Genomic DNA, 14,897 nt, shown 5'->3' on the forward strand with positions numbered 1-14,897 from the left:
TGTGATGCAGCAACCTTCCCGCCTGATATAACACTATTACCGCGCTGGACTATACCCGAAAGAAATACCCGAAAGAAACTAAACCTGCATACTCATAATATCGGTATACGCCGACACCAGTTTGTTACGCACCTGCACGCCCATCTGCATGGAAATAGAGGATTTTTGCAGATCGACCATCACATCATTTAAATGGATGCCCGGTTTACCCATTTCGAAATCCTGCGCCTGAGCGCGAGCCGTTGTCTGGGTTTCGCTGATCTTGTCGAGTGCGGCTTTCATGGTGGCACTGAAATCGACCTGATTCGTGGACTCCGCTTGCTTACCGCTGGCCTGCAGAGACGTCATCTGCAGCTGCTGCAGCACACCCTCAATCGCCTGAATTGACATTGCCTGACCCCTATTAAAGAAGTGATTAAATTTTCACGATGAGAAAGTTAACACACTGTCAATAGGACAAAGGCGCTAAATGACCGCAAAAAACCCGGCTTATCCACCCATCGATGTCGCGGCTTTCAACAAATAATGCCTGCCATTAAGTGGAATTTAATTTTTCTCCTCTCCCGATTTAGGGGAGAAGTCTTCAGGGAGTACGTTTTGTCACCACAACACCACACCCGATCAATAATGTCAGGCAGGAATCGGTCATGAATGCGAGTGCAGCCGCTACACAGGATACAGCTAAGAAAGGCTTCAATGACCTTCTCGCCCGCCTGCGCGCCAATCCGCGTATTCCCTTAATTATTGCTGCTGCTGCGGTTATCGCGGTGGTGTTTGCGTTGGTGCTGTGGGCAAAAGCGCCAGACTATCGCGTGCTCTATAACAACCTCTCCGATGAGGATGGTGGCGCGATCGTCACGCAGCTGACGCAAATGAATATCCCTTACCAGTTCGCCGATAACGGTGGAGCACTGATGGTGCCCGCCGATAAAGTGCATGAGCTGCGTCTGCGTCTGGCACAACAAGGCTTACCGAAAGGCGGCAACGTTGGCTTCGAACTGATGGACAAAGAGAAGTTCGGGATCAGCCAGTTCAGCGAGCAGATCAACTATCAGCGTGCGCTGGAAGGTGAACTGTCGCGCACCATCGAAACGCTCGGTCCGGTGAAGAGCGTACGCGTGCATCTGGCAATGCCGAAACCGACCTTGTTCGTGCGTGAGCAGAAAGCCCCTTCCGCCTCGGTGACGCTGAACCTGCAGCCAGGCCGCGCCTTAGATGAAGGCCAGATTCAGGCCATTCAGCATATGGTTTCCAGCAGCGTGGCCGGTTTACCGCCGGGCAACGTGACCGTTGTCGATCAGGCCGGTCGTCTGTTAACCCGCTCTGACAGCGAAGGTCGCGACCTGAATGACGCGCAACTGAAATATGCGTCTGAAGTGGAAGCGCGCTTCCAGCAGCGTATCGAAGCGATCCTCAATCCGATTGTCGGTCAGGGCAATGTGCATGCGCAGGTGACGGCGCAGATCAACTTCGACCGCAGCGAGCAGACCGACGAGAAATACCAGCCGAACGCCAATCCTAACAACAGCGCGGTGCGTTCACGCCAGACCAGCAACTCCGAACAGAATGGCAGCCCGTATCCAGGCGGCGTGCCGGGTGCATTGTCGAATCAGCCTGCGCCAGCCAATACCGCGCCGGTGACCAATCCGCCAACGAATAACAACAATAATGCCAACGGCCAAAACGCCAACGCGCAAACCGCCAATGCGCAGAATAACGGCAGCACCACCAGCACCGCACAGCCTTCTGGCCCGAGCAGCTCAACGCGCAACGACACGGTGAATTACGAGCTGGACCGCACCATTCGTCATACCAAGCTGAACGTCGGCGATGTGCAGCGCCTGTCGGTTGCCGTGGTGGTGAACTACCGCGACGACGGTAAAGGCAAAGCGGTGGCGCTTAACGAGCAGCAGATCAAGCAGATTGAAGATTTAACCCGTGAAGCGATGGGCTATTCACAAACCCGTGGCGACAGCGTCAACGTGGTGAACTCTCAGTTCAACATGACCGAACCAAGCGGTGGCGACCTGCCATTCTGGCAGCAGCAATCGTTCTTCGATCAGTTGATGACTGCCGGTCGCTGGCTGCTGGTGGCGTTGGTTGGCTTCATCCTCTATCGCAAGCTGGTACGTCCACAGCTGGTGCGTAAGAAAGAGCAGGAGAAGGCAGCGGCTGAAGCGCTGGCGGCACGCTCTGCGGCCATGGAAGAAGAAGAAGCCTTTAACGTTCAGCTCAGCAAAGACGAGCTGGATCAGGAGCGTAAATCTACTAACCGCATGAGCGCCGAGGTGATGAGCCAGCGTATCCGCGACATGTCTGAAAACGATCCGCGCGTCGTCGCGCTGGTTATCCGCGAATGGATGAGTAAAGAACTATGAGTCTGACCGGTACAGAAAAAAGCGCCATTCTGATGATGACCATCGGCGAAGAGCGCGCGGCGGAGGTGTTCAAACACCTTAACCAGCGTGAGGTTCAGCACCTGAGTGGTGCCATGGCCAACATGCGCCAGGTTTCACACAAACAGCTGACCGAAGTGCTGCGCGAGTTCGAAGCCGATGCCGAACAGTTTGCGGCGCTGAGCCTCAACTCCAACGATTATCTGCGTTCGGTGCTGATCAAAGCGTTGGGCGAGGAGCGAGCTTCAAGTCTGCTGGAAGATATTCTCGAGAAAAACGAGACCACCAGCGGTATGGAAACGCTCAACTTCATGGAGCCACAGGCGGCCGCCGACCTTATTCGCGACGAGCATCCGCAGATTATCGCCACCATCCTTGTCCACCTCAAACGTGGTCAGGCGGCGGATATTCTGGCGCTGTTCGACGAGCGTCTGCGTCACGATGTGATGCTGCGTATCGCCACCTTCGGCGGTGTCCAGCCGGCGGCGCTGGCGGAGTTGACCGAAGTACTGAATGGCCTGCTCGACGGCACCAACCTCAAGCGCGCGAAGATGGGCGGCGTGAGAACCGCAGCAGAAATTATCAACCTGATGAAAACCCAGCAGGAAGAAGCGGTTATCGAAGCAGTACGCGACTTCGATGGCGAGCTGGCACAGAAGATCATCGACGAGATGTTCCTGTTCGAAAACCTGGTGGAAGTGGACGACCGCAGCATCCAGCGTCTGTTGCAGGAAGTGGAATCCGAGCAGTTGCTGGTGGCATTGAAGGGTGCCGAACAGCCGCTGCGCGAGAAGTTCCTCAAGAACATGTCCGCCCGTGCGGCCGATATCCTGCGCGACGATTTGGCCAACCGTGGTCCGGTACGTATGTCGGCGGTGGAGAACGAGCAGAAGGCCATTCTTCTGGTGGTGCGCCGCTTAGCAGAATCCGGCGAGATGGTGATTGGTGGTGGCGAGGAAACCTATGTCTGATGCCTTTTCCGCCCGCGCGTGGCAGCGCTGGCAGCCTGATGATTTAGGCAGCCCGTTCGGTGCCGAACCGGAACCTCAGTTAGATGAACCGGAGATCGATGTCGAACTGAGCGCCGAAGCGGAACAGCAGCAACAGCTGGAACGCATGCAGCAGCAGATGCGCAAAGATGCGCAGACGCAAGGCTACAGCGAAGGCTATCAGAAAGGTTTCGCCGAAGCGCAACAGAACGGTTATGACGCCGGTTTCCAGCAAGGCTTAGCCGATGCGCAGCAGCAGCAAGCGCCGCTGCAGGCACGCATGCAGCAGCTGGTGACCGAGTTCCATCACACGCTCGAAGCGCTCGACAGCGTGATCGCTTCACGTCTGATGCAGCTGGCGCTGGAAGCCGCGCGCACGGTGATTGGCCAGGCCACGCAGGTGGACGGCACCGCCCTGCTGCGTCAAATCCAGCAGCTGATTCAGCAGGAACCGATGTTCAGCGGCAAACCGCAGCTGCGCGTCCATCCGGACGATCTGCAACGCATCGAACAGACGCTCGGTCCAACGCTCGATCTGCACGGCTGGCGCTTGCTGGCCGACAGCACGCTGCATCCTGGCGGCTGTAAGCTTAGCGCCGAAGATGGCGACCTTGATGCGAGCGTGGCAACGCGCTGGCAGGAGCTGTGCCGCCTGGCCGCTCCGGGGACACTGTAATGACCTCCTCACGCCTTTCACGCTGGCTCGGCGCGCTCGACGCCTTCGAAGAACGCATTTCGCAGGTACAAACCGTGCGTCGTTACGGTCGCCTGACGCGCGCCACCGGCTTAGTGCTGGAAGCCACCGGCCTGCAGCTGCCGCTCGGTGCTACCTGCATTATTGAACGTACCGATGGCAGCAAGATCACTGAAGTTGAAAGTGAAGTGGTCGGCTTCAACGGCCAGAAACTGCTGATGATGCCGCTGGAAGAAGTCGACGGTATTTTACCGGGCGCACGCGTTTATGCGCGCGTCAGTGGCGACAGCGGGCACAGCGGCAAACAGATGTTGCTGGGCCCGGAACTGCTGGGTCGCGTGCTGGACGGCAGCGGCAAACCCCTCGACGGTTTACCCGCGCCGGAAACCGGCTATCGCGCCCCGCTGATCACCGCGCCATTCAACCCGCTGCAACGTACGCCGATTGAAGATGTGCTGGATACCGGCGTGCGCGCCATCAATGCCCTGCTCACCGTGGGTCGCGGTCAACGTATGGGCCTGTTCGCCGGTTCCGGCGTCGGTAAAAGCGTGCTGCTCGGCATGATGGCGCGCTACACCAAAGCCGACGTGATCGTGGTGGGGTTGATTGGTGAACGTGGACGTGAAGTTAAAGAGTTCATTGAAAATATTCTCGGTGCCGAAGGCCGTGCGCGTTCGGTGGTGATCGCCGCGCCGGCGGACGTCTCGCCACTGCTGCGTATGCAGGGTGCCGCTTATGCCACGCGTATCGCTGAGGATTTCCGCGATCGCGGCCAGCATGTGCTGCTGATAATGGATTCCCTCACCCGCTACGCCATGGCGCAACGTGAAATCGCACTGGCCATCGGTGAGCCGCCGGCGACCAAAGGTTATCCGCCTTCGGTGTTCGCCAAACTGCCCGCGCTGGTGGAACGCGCCGGTAACGGTACGCACGGCGGCGGTTCAATCACCGCCTTTTATACCGTGCTGACCGAAGGCGACGATCAGCAAGACCCGATTGCCGACTCGGCGCGTGCCATTCTCGACGGCCACATCGTGCTGTCGCGCCGTCTGGCGGAAGCCGGTCACTATCCGGCTATTGATATTGAAGCGTCAATCAGCCGCGCCATGACCTCATTAATTGATGAGACACACTACGCGCGCGTGCGTCAGTTCAAACAGTTGCTCTCCAGCTTCCAGCGTAACCGCGATCTGGTGAGTGTGGGGGCGTATGCCGCAGGCAGCGATCCGATGCTGGACCGCGCCATCAAGCTCTATCCCGAGATGGAAGCCTTCCTGCATCAGGGCATTTTCGAACGCAGCGATTACGACGATGCCTGTTTGCATCTGCAGGCGATGTTCGGTTAACGCCAAACGAGGTTAAGTGATGAAAACGGCCAGTGCGATCAACAAGCTACGCGATATGGCGGAGCAGGAACTGGAGAGTGCGGTGATTCACCTTGGCGATATGCGCCGGGGTGTGCAGCAGGCCGACGAACAACTCAGCATGCTGCTGGATTATCAGGATGAGTATCGCAACAAGCTCAATCAGGATATGTCCGGCGGCATCGCCAGCACGCGCTGGACCAATTATCACCAGTTTATTCAGACGCTGGAAAAAGCCATCGAACAGCATCGCCAACAGCTTTCCCAGTGGAATCAGCGCCTCGACAGCGCGCTGAGCAACTGGCGTGAAAAGCATAAGCGGCTCAATGCTTATCAAACGCTGATTACGCGCGCTGAGGAAAACGCATTACGACAAGAAAACCGTCTCGATCAGAAACGGATGGATGAATTTGCCCAACGGGCCGCATTGAGGAAAGGCGAATGATTACGCTGCCAACAGTTGCTACGCAAACCTCGGTTTTGGGAGACGCTGACACTTCAGTTTCATCAGATGTTTTACAGGGCGCGGAGTCGCTGCCGCAGGGATTTATTACTGAACTCGGCAACCGCTTGCTGACGCTGGTAAAGCAACAAGCTGTTAACACGCAATCGACTGATCTGACAGCAGAAGTTGATGAAAAAGACGTCAGCAAGGCCTCTTTGAGCGCGTTATTGCAGGCGTTGGAGAAACCTGATGCGTTAAACGCACTTTTACAGCCGGAAAACACTAAAGCCACGCTGAAATCAGCCGATGATAAAGACAAGAGTGAGGCAAGTTCGTTAACTGCCAGCGACTTACAGAATGTGCAGGCGTTATTCGCCATGTTGCCGGTGGCGGTAGAGAACCGCACCAGCCCAACCAGCGTAAGTAGCAACGCAGGCGAAGGGAAAACCGACACTCGCGCTTCGCTTAATACCGCACTGTTAAGGGGGGCGCTGGACGGGGCAGTAAAAGAAGAGCACGCGCAGCCGGATGGCGCACAGAAGAAATCCAGCGATGCTGTAACGCTCTTAACGCAAACGGCCAGCAGCACGCAGAGCAGCAGCGTCAGCACCACCGCCAGTAACAGCAGCGGGTTGACGCTGGATGAGAGTTTTAAGCAGGTGCTGAATGCGCTGAGTAAGCCGGAAGCGCGCGCCGCCGCGCAGAGCAGTGATGACCCGGTGACGCCATTCACCAGCGCACCGCTCAGCGCCACCAGCTCGTTGGTAAGCAGCACCGCTTCGACCAGCACCACGCCGTCGACGCCCATGCTGAATGCGCAGCTCGGCAGCAGCGAGTGGCAGCAGGCGCTGAGTCAGCAGATTGTGATGTTTAGCCGCAACGGGCAGCAGAACGCCGAGTTGCGTCTACATCCCCAGGATCTGGGCGCTATCCAGATCAGCCTGACCCTTGATAAGGATCAAGCACAGTTAAATATGGTTTCCAGCCACAGCCAAGTGAGGGCCGCGCTGGAAGCGGCTCTTCCTCAGCTGCGTAGCGCGCTGGCGGAGAGCGGAATAAACCTGGGACAGAGTAACGTCAGCAGCGACGCCTTCGCACAGGGCCAGAGTTATCAGGGCCAGCAGGAAGGACGTCGTGACGGACAGCACGGCAGCTTTAGCCTCTCCCAGGACAGTGACAACGAGATAACGCCTATTGCCGTCCCGGCAGCCCTTCAAGCGCGCGCGGCCGGTAACGGCGCTGTCGATATCTTTGCCTGATAGCCGCTAAACGCTGAAGGTAAGCGTAAAACCCGCGTCTTTTCTTCCCATTGTTTGACTTAAGACGCGGGATAATCTGTCCAGGTCAGCCGAGAGGCTTACCCATAATTCACAGGAAGTAACTGCAAGATGTCTGATAACGCGAAAGCTAAAGGCCGCAAACGTTCACTACTACTACCGGTGTTACTGATTGTAACGCTGGCCGCTTGCAGCGTGGCAGGCTATGCAGTCTGGCGAATGATGAATAAACACGAAGGCAGCCAACCGGACGCGGCGAAAGTCGAGCCACCGGCTGCTCCCGTATTTTTTGCAATGGATACGTTTACAGTAAACCTGGTCAATCCTGACAACGATCCCGACCGTGTGCTGTACGTGGGTTTCACCCTGCGTCTGCCCGATGAGGATACCCGTCGTCGGTTGAACGATTACCTGCCGGAAGTGCGCAGCCGTCTGCTGTTACTGCTTTCGCGTCAAAGCGCGACGGCTCTGGCAACAGAGCAAGGCAAACAGGCCCTGGTTGAGCAGATCAAACAGGTGCTGGCGCCGCCGCTGGTAAAAGGTCAACCGGCTCAGGTTGTCAATGACGTGCTGTTTACCGCCTTCATTTTGAGGTGATTTAATGGGCGATAGCATTCTCTCCCAGGCTGAGATTGACGCGCTGCTTAATGGCGACAGTGACAGTGCGGAAGTAGAGAACAGTTCCAAAGGGACCGATGGCGATATCCGTCCCTATGATCCCAATACTCAGCGCCGCGTCGTACGTGAGCGTCTGCAGGCGCTGGAGATCATCAACGAGCGCTTTGCCCGTCATTTCCGTATGGCGCTGTTTAACCTGCTGCGCCGTAGCCCCGATATTAGTGTGGGTGCGATCAAGATTCAGCCGTACCACGAGTTCGCCCGCAACCTGCCGGTGCCAACCAACCTGAACCTGATTCACCTGAAGCCGCTGCGCGGCACGGCGCTGGTGGTGTTTTCACCGAGCCTGGTTTTTATTGCTGTCGATAACCTGTTTGGCGGCGACGGTCGTTTCCCGACCAAAGTTGAAGGACGTGAATTTACCCATACCGAACAGCGCGTGATTCGCCGCATGTTGAAATTGGCGCTGGATGGCTACAGCGACGCATGGAAAGCGATTTATCCGCTGGAAGTGGAGTATGTACGTTCCGAGATGCAGGTGAAGTTCACCAACATCACCACTTCACCGAATGACATCGTGGTGAACACGCCGTTCCAGGTGGAGATTGGAAACCTGGTCGGTGAATTCAATATCTGTATTCCGTTTTCGATGATTGAGCCGCTGCGCGAGCTGCTGGTCAATCCCCCACTGGAAAACTCACGCCGGGAAGATAATCACTGGCGCGACAATCTGGTGAAACAGGTGCAGCACTCGGAGCTGGAGCTGATTGCCCATTTCGCCGAAACATCGCTGCGCCTGTCACGTATTTTGCAGCTGAAACCCGGTGACGTCCTGCCCATTGAGAAGCCGGACCGCATCATCGCTCACGTCGATAGCGTGCCGGTGCTGACCAGCCAATACGGCACCATCAATGGCCAGTACGCGCTGCGTGTAGAACATTTGATTAACCCGATTTTGAATTCGCTGAACGAGGAACAGCCCGATGAGTGACAGCATGAAACCGTCCGACGACGACATCTCCGCGGACGATCTGTGGGCTGCAGCTATGAACGAACAAACCACCACCAGCGCGCCAGATCCAACTGAAAATGTGTTCAAATCGCTGGAAAATCCTGGCATCAGCGGCTCGCTGCAGGATATCGATCTGATCATGGATATCCCGGTCAAGCTGACCGTGGAACTGGGTCGCACCAAGATGACCATCAAAGAACTGCTGCGCTTGACGCAGGGTTCGGTGGTGGCGCTGGATGGCCTGGCCGGAGAACCGCTGGATATTCTGATCAACGGTTATCTGATCGCGCAGGGTGAAGTGGTGGTGGTGAATGACAAATATGGCGTGCGCATCACCGACATTATTACCCCGTCTGAACGTATGCGTCGTCTGAGCCGTTAAGCATGTTAAAACACACGCAAGCCGAACAACCGGTACCCAGCCAGCCGGTGGTCTCAACCGGTTCGGTGATTGGCCAGGTCAGCAGTGTGCTGGCAGTGATTGTTCTGCTGATTCTCGGCTGCGGCTGGCTGGCCAAACGCCTTGGCTTTGCACCGAAAACGGTGACCGGCCAGGCGCTGAAAGTCAGCGCGACGGTGCAGGTTGGCCAGCGTGAGCGTGTGGTCATTGTCGATACCGCCGATGCGCGTCTGGTGTTGGGCGTGACCGCCCAGCAGATCACCCATCTGCATTCGTTACCGCCGCTGCCGCCGGAAGAACGGGCAAATCACAGCGCTGCGCCACAGGATTTTCGTCAGCTGTTCCAGAACCTGGTTAAACGTCCCGGAAAACCACAATGATGCGTCGATTACTTCCTCTCTTGCCGCTGCTGTTGCTGGCACCGGTTGCGCATGCGCAGCTGCCAGGCTTAATCAGCCAGCCGCTGGCGAATGGTGGCCAGAGCTGGTCGCTGCCGGTACAGACGCTGGTGTTCATCACCTCGCTGACCTTTATTCCGGCGGTGCTGCTGATGATGACCAGCTTCACGCGCATCATTATTGTGTTTGGTTTGCTGCGTAACGCCCTCGGCACGCCGTCGGCGCCGCCAAACCAGGTGCTGCTCGGCCTCGCGCTGTTTCTGACCTTCTTTATCATGGCGCCGACCTTCGACAAGATTTACTCCGACGCCTATGTGCCGTTCAGCCAGGACAAAATCAGCATGGCGGACGCGATTGATAAAGGTGCCCAGCCGCTGCGTGAATTTATGCTGCGTCAAACGCGCGAAGCCGATTTAGCGCTGTTTGCCCGTCTGGCTAACACCGCACCGATTCAGGGTCCGGAAGCGGTTCCGATGCGTATTCTGCTGCCGGCGTATGTCACCAGCGAACTGAAAACCGCCTTCCAGATTGGTTTCACCGTGTTCATTCCGTTTCTGATCATCGATCTGGTGGTTGCCAGCGTACTGATGGCGCTGGGGATGATGATGGTGCCGCCGGCGACCATTTCCCTGCCGTTCAAGCTGATGCTGTTCGTGCTGGTGGATGGCTGGCAGCTGCTGGTGGGTTCACTGGCGCAAAGTTTCTACTCTTGAGTGGCGTTCGCCCTCACCTTTCTTTCTCGAGGAGTGCAGCATGACACCTGAATCAGTGATGGTTATGGGCCAGGAAGCGATGCGCGTCGCCCTGCTGATGGCCGCGCCGATGTTGCTGGTGGCGTTGATCAGCGGGTTGATCATCAGCGTGCTGCAAGCCGCGACCCAGATTAACGAACAAACGCTCTCCTTTATCCCCAAGATTCTGGCCGTTGCCGCTACGGCGGTAATCGCTGGTCCGTGGATGCTTAATCTGATGCTGGATTACATTCGCACGCTGTTTAGCAATCTGCCGTACATTATTGGCTAATGATTAACCTCGACAGCAGCCAGCTGATTCATTGGGTCGCACAATTCTTCTGGCCGATGGTGCGTTTGCTGGCGCTGTTCGCCAGCGCGCCGGTGCTGAGCGAAAAATCGATTCCCAAACGCGTCAAGATTGGCCTCGCGGTATTGACCACCTGGATCATCCTGCCGGTGCTACCGCCGGTGGAGGCGACCCTGTTTACACCTGCGGGATTTTGGTTGCTATTGCAACAGCTGCTGATTGGCGTGAGCATCGGCCTGACCATGCAGTTCGCCTTTGCGGCGGTGCGCATGGCGGGGGAAGTGATTGGTTTGCAGATGGGATTGTCCTTCGCCACCTTCTTCGATCCGGGCAGCCGCCTGAACATGCCGGTGCTGGCTCGTTTTCTCGATATGCTGGCCATGCTGCTGTTTCTTACCTTCAACGGACATCTGTGGCTGATTTCACTGCTGGTGGACAGTTTTCATACGTTGCCAATCAGCGATCAGCCGCTTAACGCCAATGCTTTTATGGCGTTGGTGAAATCCGCGGGATTAATTTTCCTTAATGGCATGATGTTAGCGCTGCCCTTAATAGTTCTGCTCCTCACGCTAAACATGGCACTAGGTTTGTTAAACCGTGTTTCACCACAACTCTCTATTTTCGCGGTTGGCTTCCCGATTACCTTAACGGTGGGCATCCTCAGCGTAGGGTTGATGATGCCGCTGCTTGCTCCCTTCTGCGAACATCTGTTTAGCGAAGTCTTTGATTTACTCGCCCAGTTTGTGTCAGAACTTTCCCGCGCCCGTTGATTAACTATTCTGTAGACGCCCTTAAGTAATAGTTAAGCATTCAAAATCTGTTAGTGCATTTTCTGAACCATATTTCTCAGAAATCAACTGAGGAAATTCTGATAAGTGCGCATTTTTGGTGAAAATTATTCTTATTAAACCGCGCTTCGCGTATTTTAGTCAGACGATTCCTAAGGGGTTAAACCTGCTGAATCGGTTGATTAAATGCTCAAAGGGCTGTTTTTAAACAAAAAAAATTTCACAGCGATTTTTCTTGTCTAAATCCCTTTTTTCCGGCATTGTCAACGCTCGCTGAAGCGTCATACTTTCGCCACACAAATGTTTTTAAGATTTGTCCTATCAGATTTGTCTGTGATCTGCGCGATAGTGACAGGGCTCTCAAAACAGAGCGAATAAAACACTTAATGCAAATCCTTAGCCATTCCCACTATGGCTGAGATGAGAGTGACGTGGATGTACTATAAAAAAAACTTCGCAGCACGGTTCAGGGAAGAGTCATGATGGCGCATGGACAACTATCGCCAATCTGCTGAGCAGAATAAAAAAGTGTCTTTGGAAATTTCTCTCGTACCGCAAACGCGTATTCATCGTTGATTTAAACGGATAACAAATTGGTGAGGGTCGCTATAATGCCAACGATTATTATGGATTCATGTAATTACACACGCCTGGGTTTGTCTGACTATATGTCTGCGAAAGGAGTTAAAAAGAAAAATATTACTCCTGTCTCGGATATCGACCAATTGCAACAAAGATGCGAGCAAATTAAGCCGGGCGTTGTGTTTATCAACGAAGAGTGCTTTATTCACGAATCTGATTCCAGCGATCGTATTCGTGCTATTATCATGCAGCATCCTGATACCTTATTCTTTATTTTCATGGCGATCTCGAATATCCATTTTGAGGAATACCTCTACGTTCGTAAGAACCTGATTATTACATCAAAATCGATAAAAACCTCGACGTTGGATTCGTTATTAGGCACCTATTTGCAAAAGAAACTCAACGCTTCGCCGCGTATTTCTGCCGGGCTCGACGTGCATCCACTGACATTAAGTCAGACTGAATCAAATATGCTGAAAATGTGGATGTCAGGTCATGACACCATTCAGATATCTGAGAACATGCAAATTAAAGCCAAAACCGTATCGTCACATAAAGGTAATATTAAACGTAAAATTAAAACCCATAATAAGCAGGTTATTTATCATGTCGTCCGTTTGACTGATAATGTCACCTCAGGGATTTATGTTAACGTGCGATAATTACCTACAGTGAATAAAAGGGCTGATCATCTGATTGGCCCTTTTCACGTTTTGAGAGTTTGATCCCACTTTCCTGCCTAATCCTTTCCCCCTGCCTGCCGATGCTTATTCTCATAACACCTACCTACATGAGAGCAAGGATATGAAAACAGCATCGATTGATGAGCAATATAAGCTCAGCATCTGGCAGAACCTGCGCCTGATGCCTTTGTTCAGTATGATCTTTGGTGGCATTCTGCTGCTTTTTGCCCTGTGCATTGGACTCGCCAGCTACTTTTTGATTCAGAGTAATAATTCCCTAAACGATGCCACCGAAGAAATTCAAATTCGTATGGGCATCTCTAACAGTTCTAACCATCTGCGTACTGCGCGACTCAACGTGCTGCAATCCGGTGCCGCCGCACGTATTGGTGAAATGGATGGTTATCGTGCCGATTTAGCGCGCACCGAGACGCGTATTAAACAAGCGCGCGAAGGTTTTAAACTCTATATGGATCGCAAGGCGAAAACGCCGGCGGATATTGCCCTCGATGAACCGCTGACCGCCAGCTTCAATGCCTATATTGATAAAGGTCTCAAGCCGATGATTGAATCGGCTAAACAGGGCAGCTTCGAAGGCATTGTGGCGCAGGAAACTGACGTCACGCGCAAACTGGATGATGCCTACAACGCCGTGCTGCTGAAGGCGATTAAAATCCGTACTGACCGCGCTGAAGCGATTAATGCCGAAGCCGCGCATCAATCACGCATTGGCTTTATTGCTATGGCGGTGGCGTTTGCTGCCGCCTTGCTGCTGGTGCTGCTGACCTTCGTGTTCCTGCGTCGCGTGGTGATCACCCCGCTACGTCAGTCCGTTGATCGCATCGAGCGTATCGCGCAAGGCGATCTCACCGCGCCGGAACAAGCCTATGGCCGCAGCGAGATTGGTAGCTTGCTGCATAACCTGCAGCTGATGCAGGCCTCGCTGGTGCGCACCGTCGGTACGGTGCGAGAAGGCGCGGTAGCGATTTATCAGGGTTCCAGCGAGATTTCCGCCGGTAACACCGATCTCTCATCACGTACTGAAGAGCAGGCCTCCGCGCTGGAGCAAACCGCCGCCAGCATGGAGCAGCTCACCGCCACGGTGAAACAGAACGCCGAGAACGCCCATCACGCCAGCCAGCTGGCCGCCGATGCCTCAGGCAAAGCGCGCAGCGGTGGCGATCTGGTGAGCGGCGTGGTGCAAACCATGAACAATATTTCTGGCAGCTCGAAAAAGATTGCCGAGATCACCAACGTCATCAACAGTATCGCCTTCCAGACCAATATTCTGGCGCTGAATGCCGCGGTGGAAGCGGCGCGTGCCGGTGAGCAAGGCCGTGGTTTTGCCGTGGTGGCCAGCGAAGTGCGTAACCTGGCGCAACGCAGTGCGCAGGCGGCGAAAGAGATTGAAACGCTGATTGCTGAATCGGTGGGTTTGATCACCAACGGTTCACGCCAGGTCGGCGAAGCCGGTAATACCATGGGCGAGATTGTTGAAGCGGTGCGGCGCGTGACGGACATTATGGCTGAGATTGCCGCCGCGTCGGATGAGCAGAGCCGTGGCATCCAGCAGGTGAGCCTGGCGGTGACCGAGATGGATAACGTGACGCAGCAGAACGCCTCGCTGGTTGAGGAAGCCTCTTCGGCAGCGGCTTCGCTGGAAGATCAGGCCGGCAGATTGACGCAGGCGGTGGCGGTGTTCCGTTTGAATGAAGCGCCGGTGGCGCACGTGGCTAAAGCGGCGCAGTCTGCGTTGCGTACGCCAAATCTGGCGCCACATCCTGCATTGGCGACGTCAGGGAATGATAACTGGGAGACATTTTGATTTGAGGTAGTGCGCGAAGTCCCTCACCCCGGCCCTCTCCCACACGTGGGTGTACAGTCCGGGGACATGGTAGACAGGTGTTCGGGGACATGGTGAACACTTTTTAACATCCTTTACCCATGGTGATCGACTTTTTCTTCAGGTCGATCACCCCCACTTTTGTGCTGTACCACCATACCTCGTAGCACCCGTCTTCCTGCATCTCCTTCAGGCCAACGTGCTCTCCCCTGAACGCCTTGCCTGCCTTCAGACTCAGGCCTTTTATACTCAGCTTCCCGCTGATATCCACCTTCCTGACCATCACGCCCTCGTCGTATTCCGCTGACGTTACGCTGGCGCTGTACTGCCGAGCCGATGGCTGATAGCGCGACGCCGGCACCGC

16 protein-coding genes and 1 pseudogene are annotated in these 14,897 nt (G+C 55.1%); 15 read left to right on the forward strand and 2 right to left on the reverse strand.

The features are described from left to right. Window positions 1-78: 78 nt before the first annotated feature. Window positions 79-390, reverse strand: coding sequence for a flagellar hook-basal body complex protein FliE (fliE, locus tag DEU53_RS06530; protein ID WP_110866419.1), 312 nt, complete (start codon window positions 388-390; stop codon window positions 79-81). Window positions 391-647: 257 nt separating this feature from the next. On the opposite strand from fliE, the gene fliF reads away from it, so the two are divergent. From fliF to DEU53_RS06605, 15 genes are all read left to right on the forward strand, one after another. Further along, complete coding sequence (gene fliF / locus DEU53_RS06535) at window positions 648-2,378, forward strand: flagellar basal-body MS-ring/collar protein FliF (protein WP_101763956.1); 1,731 nt, start codon at window positions 648-650, stop codon at window positions 2,376-2,378. After that, window positions 2,375-3,367 carry a flagellar motor switch protein FliG gene (fliG, locus tag DEU53_RS06540; RefSeq protein WP_101763955.1) on the forward strand — a complete coding sequence of 331 codons (993 nt, stop codon included), beginning with the start codon at window positions 2,375-2,377 and terminating at the stop codon, window positions 3,365-3,367. The genes fliF and fliG overlap by 4 nt, the downstream gene beginning before the upstream one ends. Continuing rightward, the gene (gene fliH, locus DEU53_RS06545; protein ID WP_101763954.1) at window positions 3,360-4,061 is read left to right on the forward strand and encodes a flagellar assembly protein FliH; all 702 of its coding nucleotides are present in this window, start codon (window positions 3,360-3,362) and stop codon (window positions 4,059-4,061) included. Before fliG ends, fliH begins: the two co-directional genes overlap by 8 nt. Then, window positions 4,061-5,425 (forward strand): flagellar protein export ATPase FliI, encoded by a 1,365-nt coding sequence (fliI, locus tag DEU53_RS06550; RefSeq protein ID WP_008105395.1) that lies wholly within the window; start codon window positions 4,061-4,063, stop codon window positions 5,423-5,425. The genes fliH and fliI overlap by 1 nt, the downstream gene beginning before the upstream one ends. Before the next feature lie 19 nt (window positions 5,426-5,444). Further along, a complete protein-coding gene (fliJ, locus tag DEU53_RS06555; RefSeq protein ID WP_064739112.1) occupies window positions 5,445-5,888 on the forward strand; it encodes a flagellar export protein FliJ in 444 nt (147 codons plus the stop codon). After that, entirely contained in the window at window positions 5,885-7,147 is a 1,263-nt protein-coding gene (locus DEU53_RS06560; protein ID WP_110866420.1) for a flagellar hook-length control protein FliK, read from the forward strand. Before fliJ ends, DEU53_RS06560 begins: the two co-directional genes overlap by 4 nt. A 129-nt stretch (window positions 7,148-7,276) precedes the next feature. Continuing rightward, window positions 7,277-7,762: a flagellar basal body-associated protein FliL gene (gene fliL / locus DEU53_RS06565; RefSeq protein WP_101763951.1), complete on the forward strand. Its 486-nt coding sequence runs from the start codon at window positions 7,277-7,279 to the stop codon at window positions 7,760-7,762. 4 nt (window positions 7,763-7,766) lie between these two features. Continuing rightward, window positions 7,767-8,774, forward strand: coding sequence for a flagellar motor switch protein FliM (gene fliM / locus DEU53_RS06570; RefSeq protein WP_064739115.1), 1,008 nt, complete (start codon window positions 7,767-7,769; stop codon window positions 8,772-8,774). After that, window positions 8,767-9,177, forward strand: a complete 411-nt coding sequence (gene fliN / locus DEU53_RS06575; protein ID WP_110866421.1) for a flagellar motor switch protein FliN — start codon at window positions 8,767-8,769, stop codon at window positions 9,175-9,177. The genes fliM and fliN overlap by 8 nt, the downstream gene beginning before the upstream one ends. Before the next feature lie 2 nt (window positions 9,178-9,179). Further along, window positions 9,180-9,575 carry a flagellar biosynthetic protein FliO gene (fliO, locus tag DEU53_RS06580; RefSeq protein ID WP_101763950.1) on the forward strand — a complete coding sequence of 132 codons (396 nt, stop codon included), beginning with the start codon at window positions 9,180-9,182 and terminating at the stop codon, window positions 9,573-9,575. Beyond that, entirely contained in the window at window positions 9,575-10,306 is a 732-nt protein-coding gene (gene fliP, locus DEU53_RS06585; protein WP_097097688.1) for a flagellar type III secretion system pore protein FliP, read from the forward strand. Before fliO ends, fliP begins: the two co-directional genes overlap by 1 nt. Before the next feature lie 40 nt (window positions 10,307-10,346). Beyond that, on the forward strand, window positions 10,347-10,616 hold the full coding sequence (gene fliQ, locus DEU53_RS06590; RefSeq protein ID WP_008105408.1) for a flagellar biosynthesis protein FliQ: 270 nt from the start codon (window positions 10,347-10,349) through the stop codon (window positions 10,614-10,616). Continuing rightward, window positions 10,616-11,404 carry a flagellar biosynthetic protein FliR gene (gene fliR / locus DEU53_RS06595; protein ID WP_101763949.1) on the forward strand — a complete coding sequence of 263 codons (789 nt, stop codon included), beginning with the start codon at window positions 10,616-10,618 and terminating at the stop codon, window positions 11,402-11,404. The genes fliQ and fliR overlap by 1 nt, the downstream gene beginning before the upstream one ends. 629 nt (window positions 11,405-12,033) lie before the next feature. Beyond that, window positions 12,034-12,669: a transcriptional regulator RcsA gene (gene rcsA, locus DEU53_RS06600; RefSeq protein ID WP_008105413.1), complete on the forward strand. Its 636-nt coding sequence runs from the start codon at window positions 12,034-12,036 to the stop codon at window positions 12,667-12,669. 142 nt (window positions 12,670-12,811) lie between these two features. Next, window positions 12,812-14,515 carry a methyl-accepting chemotaxis protein gene (locus DEU53_RS06605; protein ID WP_110866422.1) on the forward strand — a complete coding sequence of 568 codons (1,704 nt, stop codon included), beginning with the start codon at window positions 12,812-12,814 and terminating at the stop codon, window positions 14,513-14,515. 103 nt (window positions 14,516-14,618) lie between these two features. Here DEU53_RS06605 and DEU53_RS06610 read toward each other — a convergent pair. After that, window positions 14,619-14,897: pseudogene (locus DEU53_RS06610) on the reverse strand (IS481 family transposase); the annotation flags it as partial.

It is taken from the genome of Pantoea sp. AG1095 (assembly GCF_003208415.1).
GTDB classification, from domain to species: domain Bacteria; phylum Pseudomonadota; class Gammaproteobacteria; order Enterobacterales; family Enterobacteriaceae; genus Pantoea; species Pantoea leporis.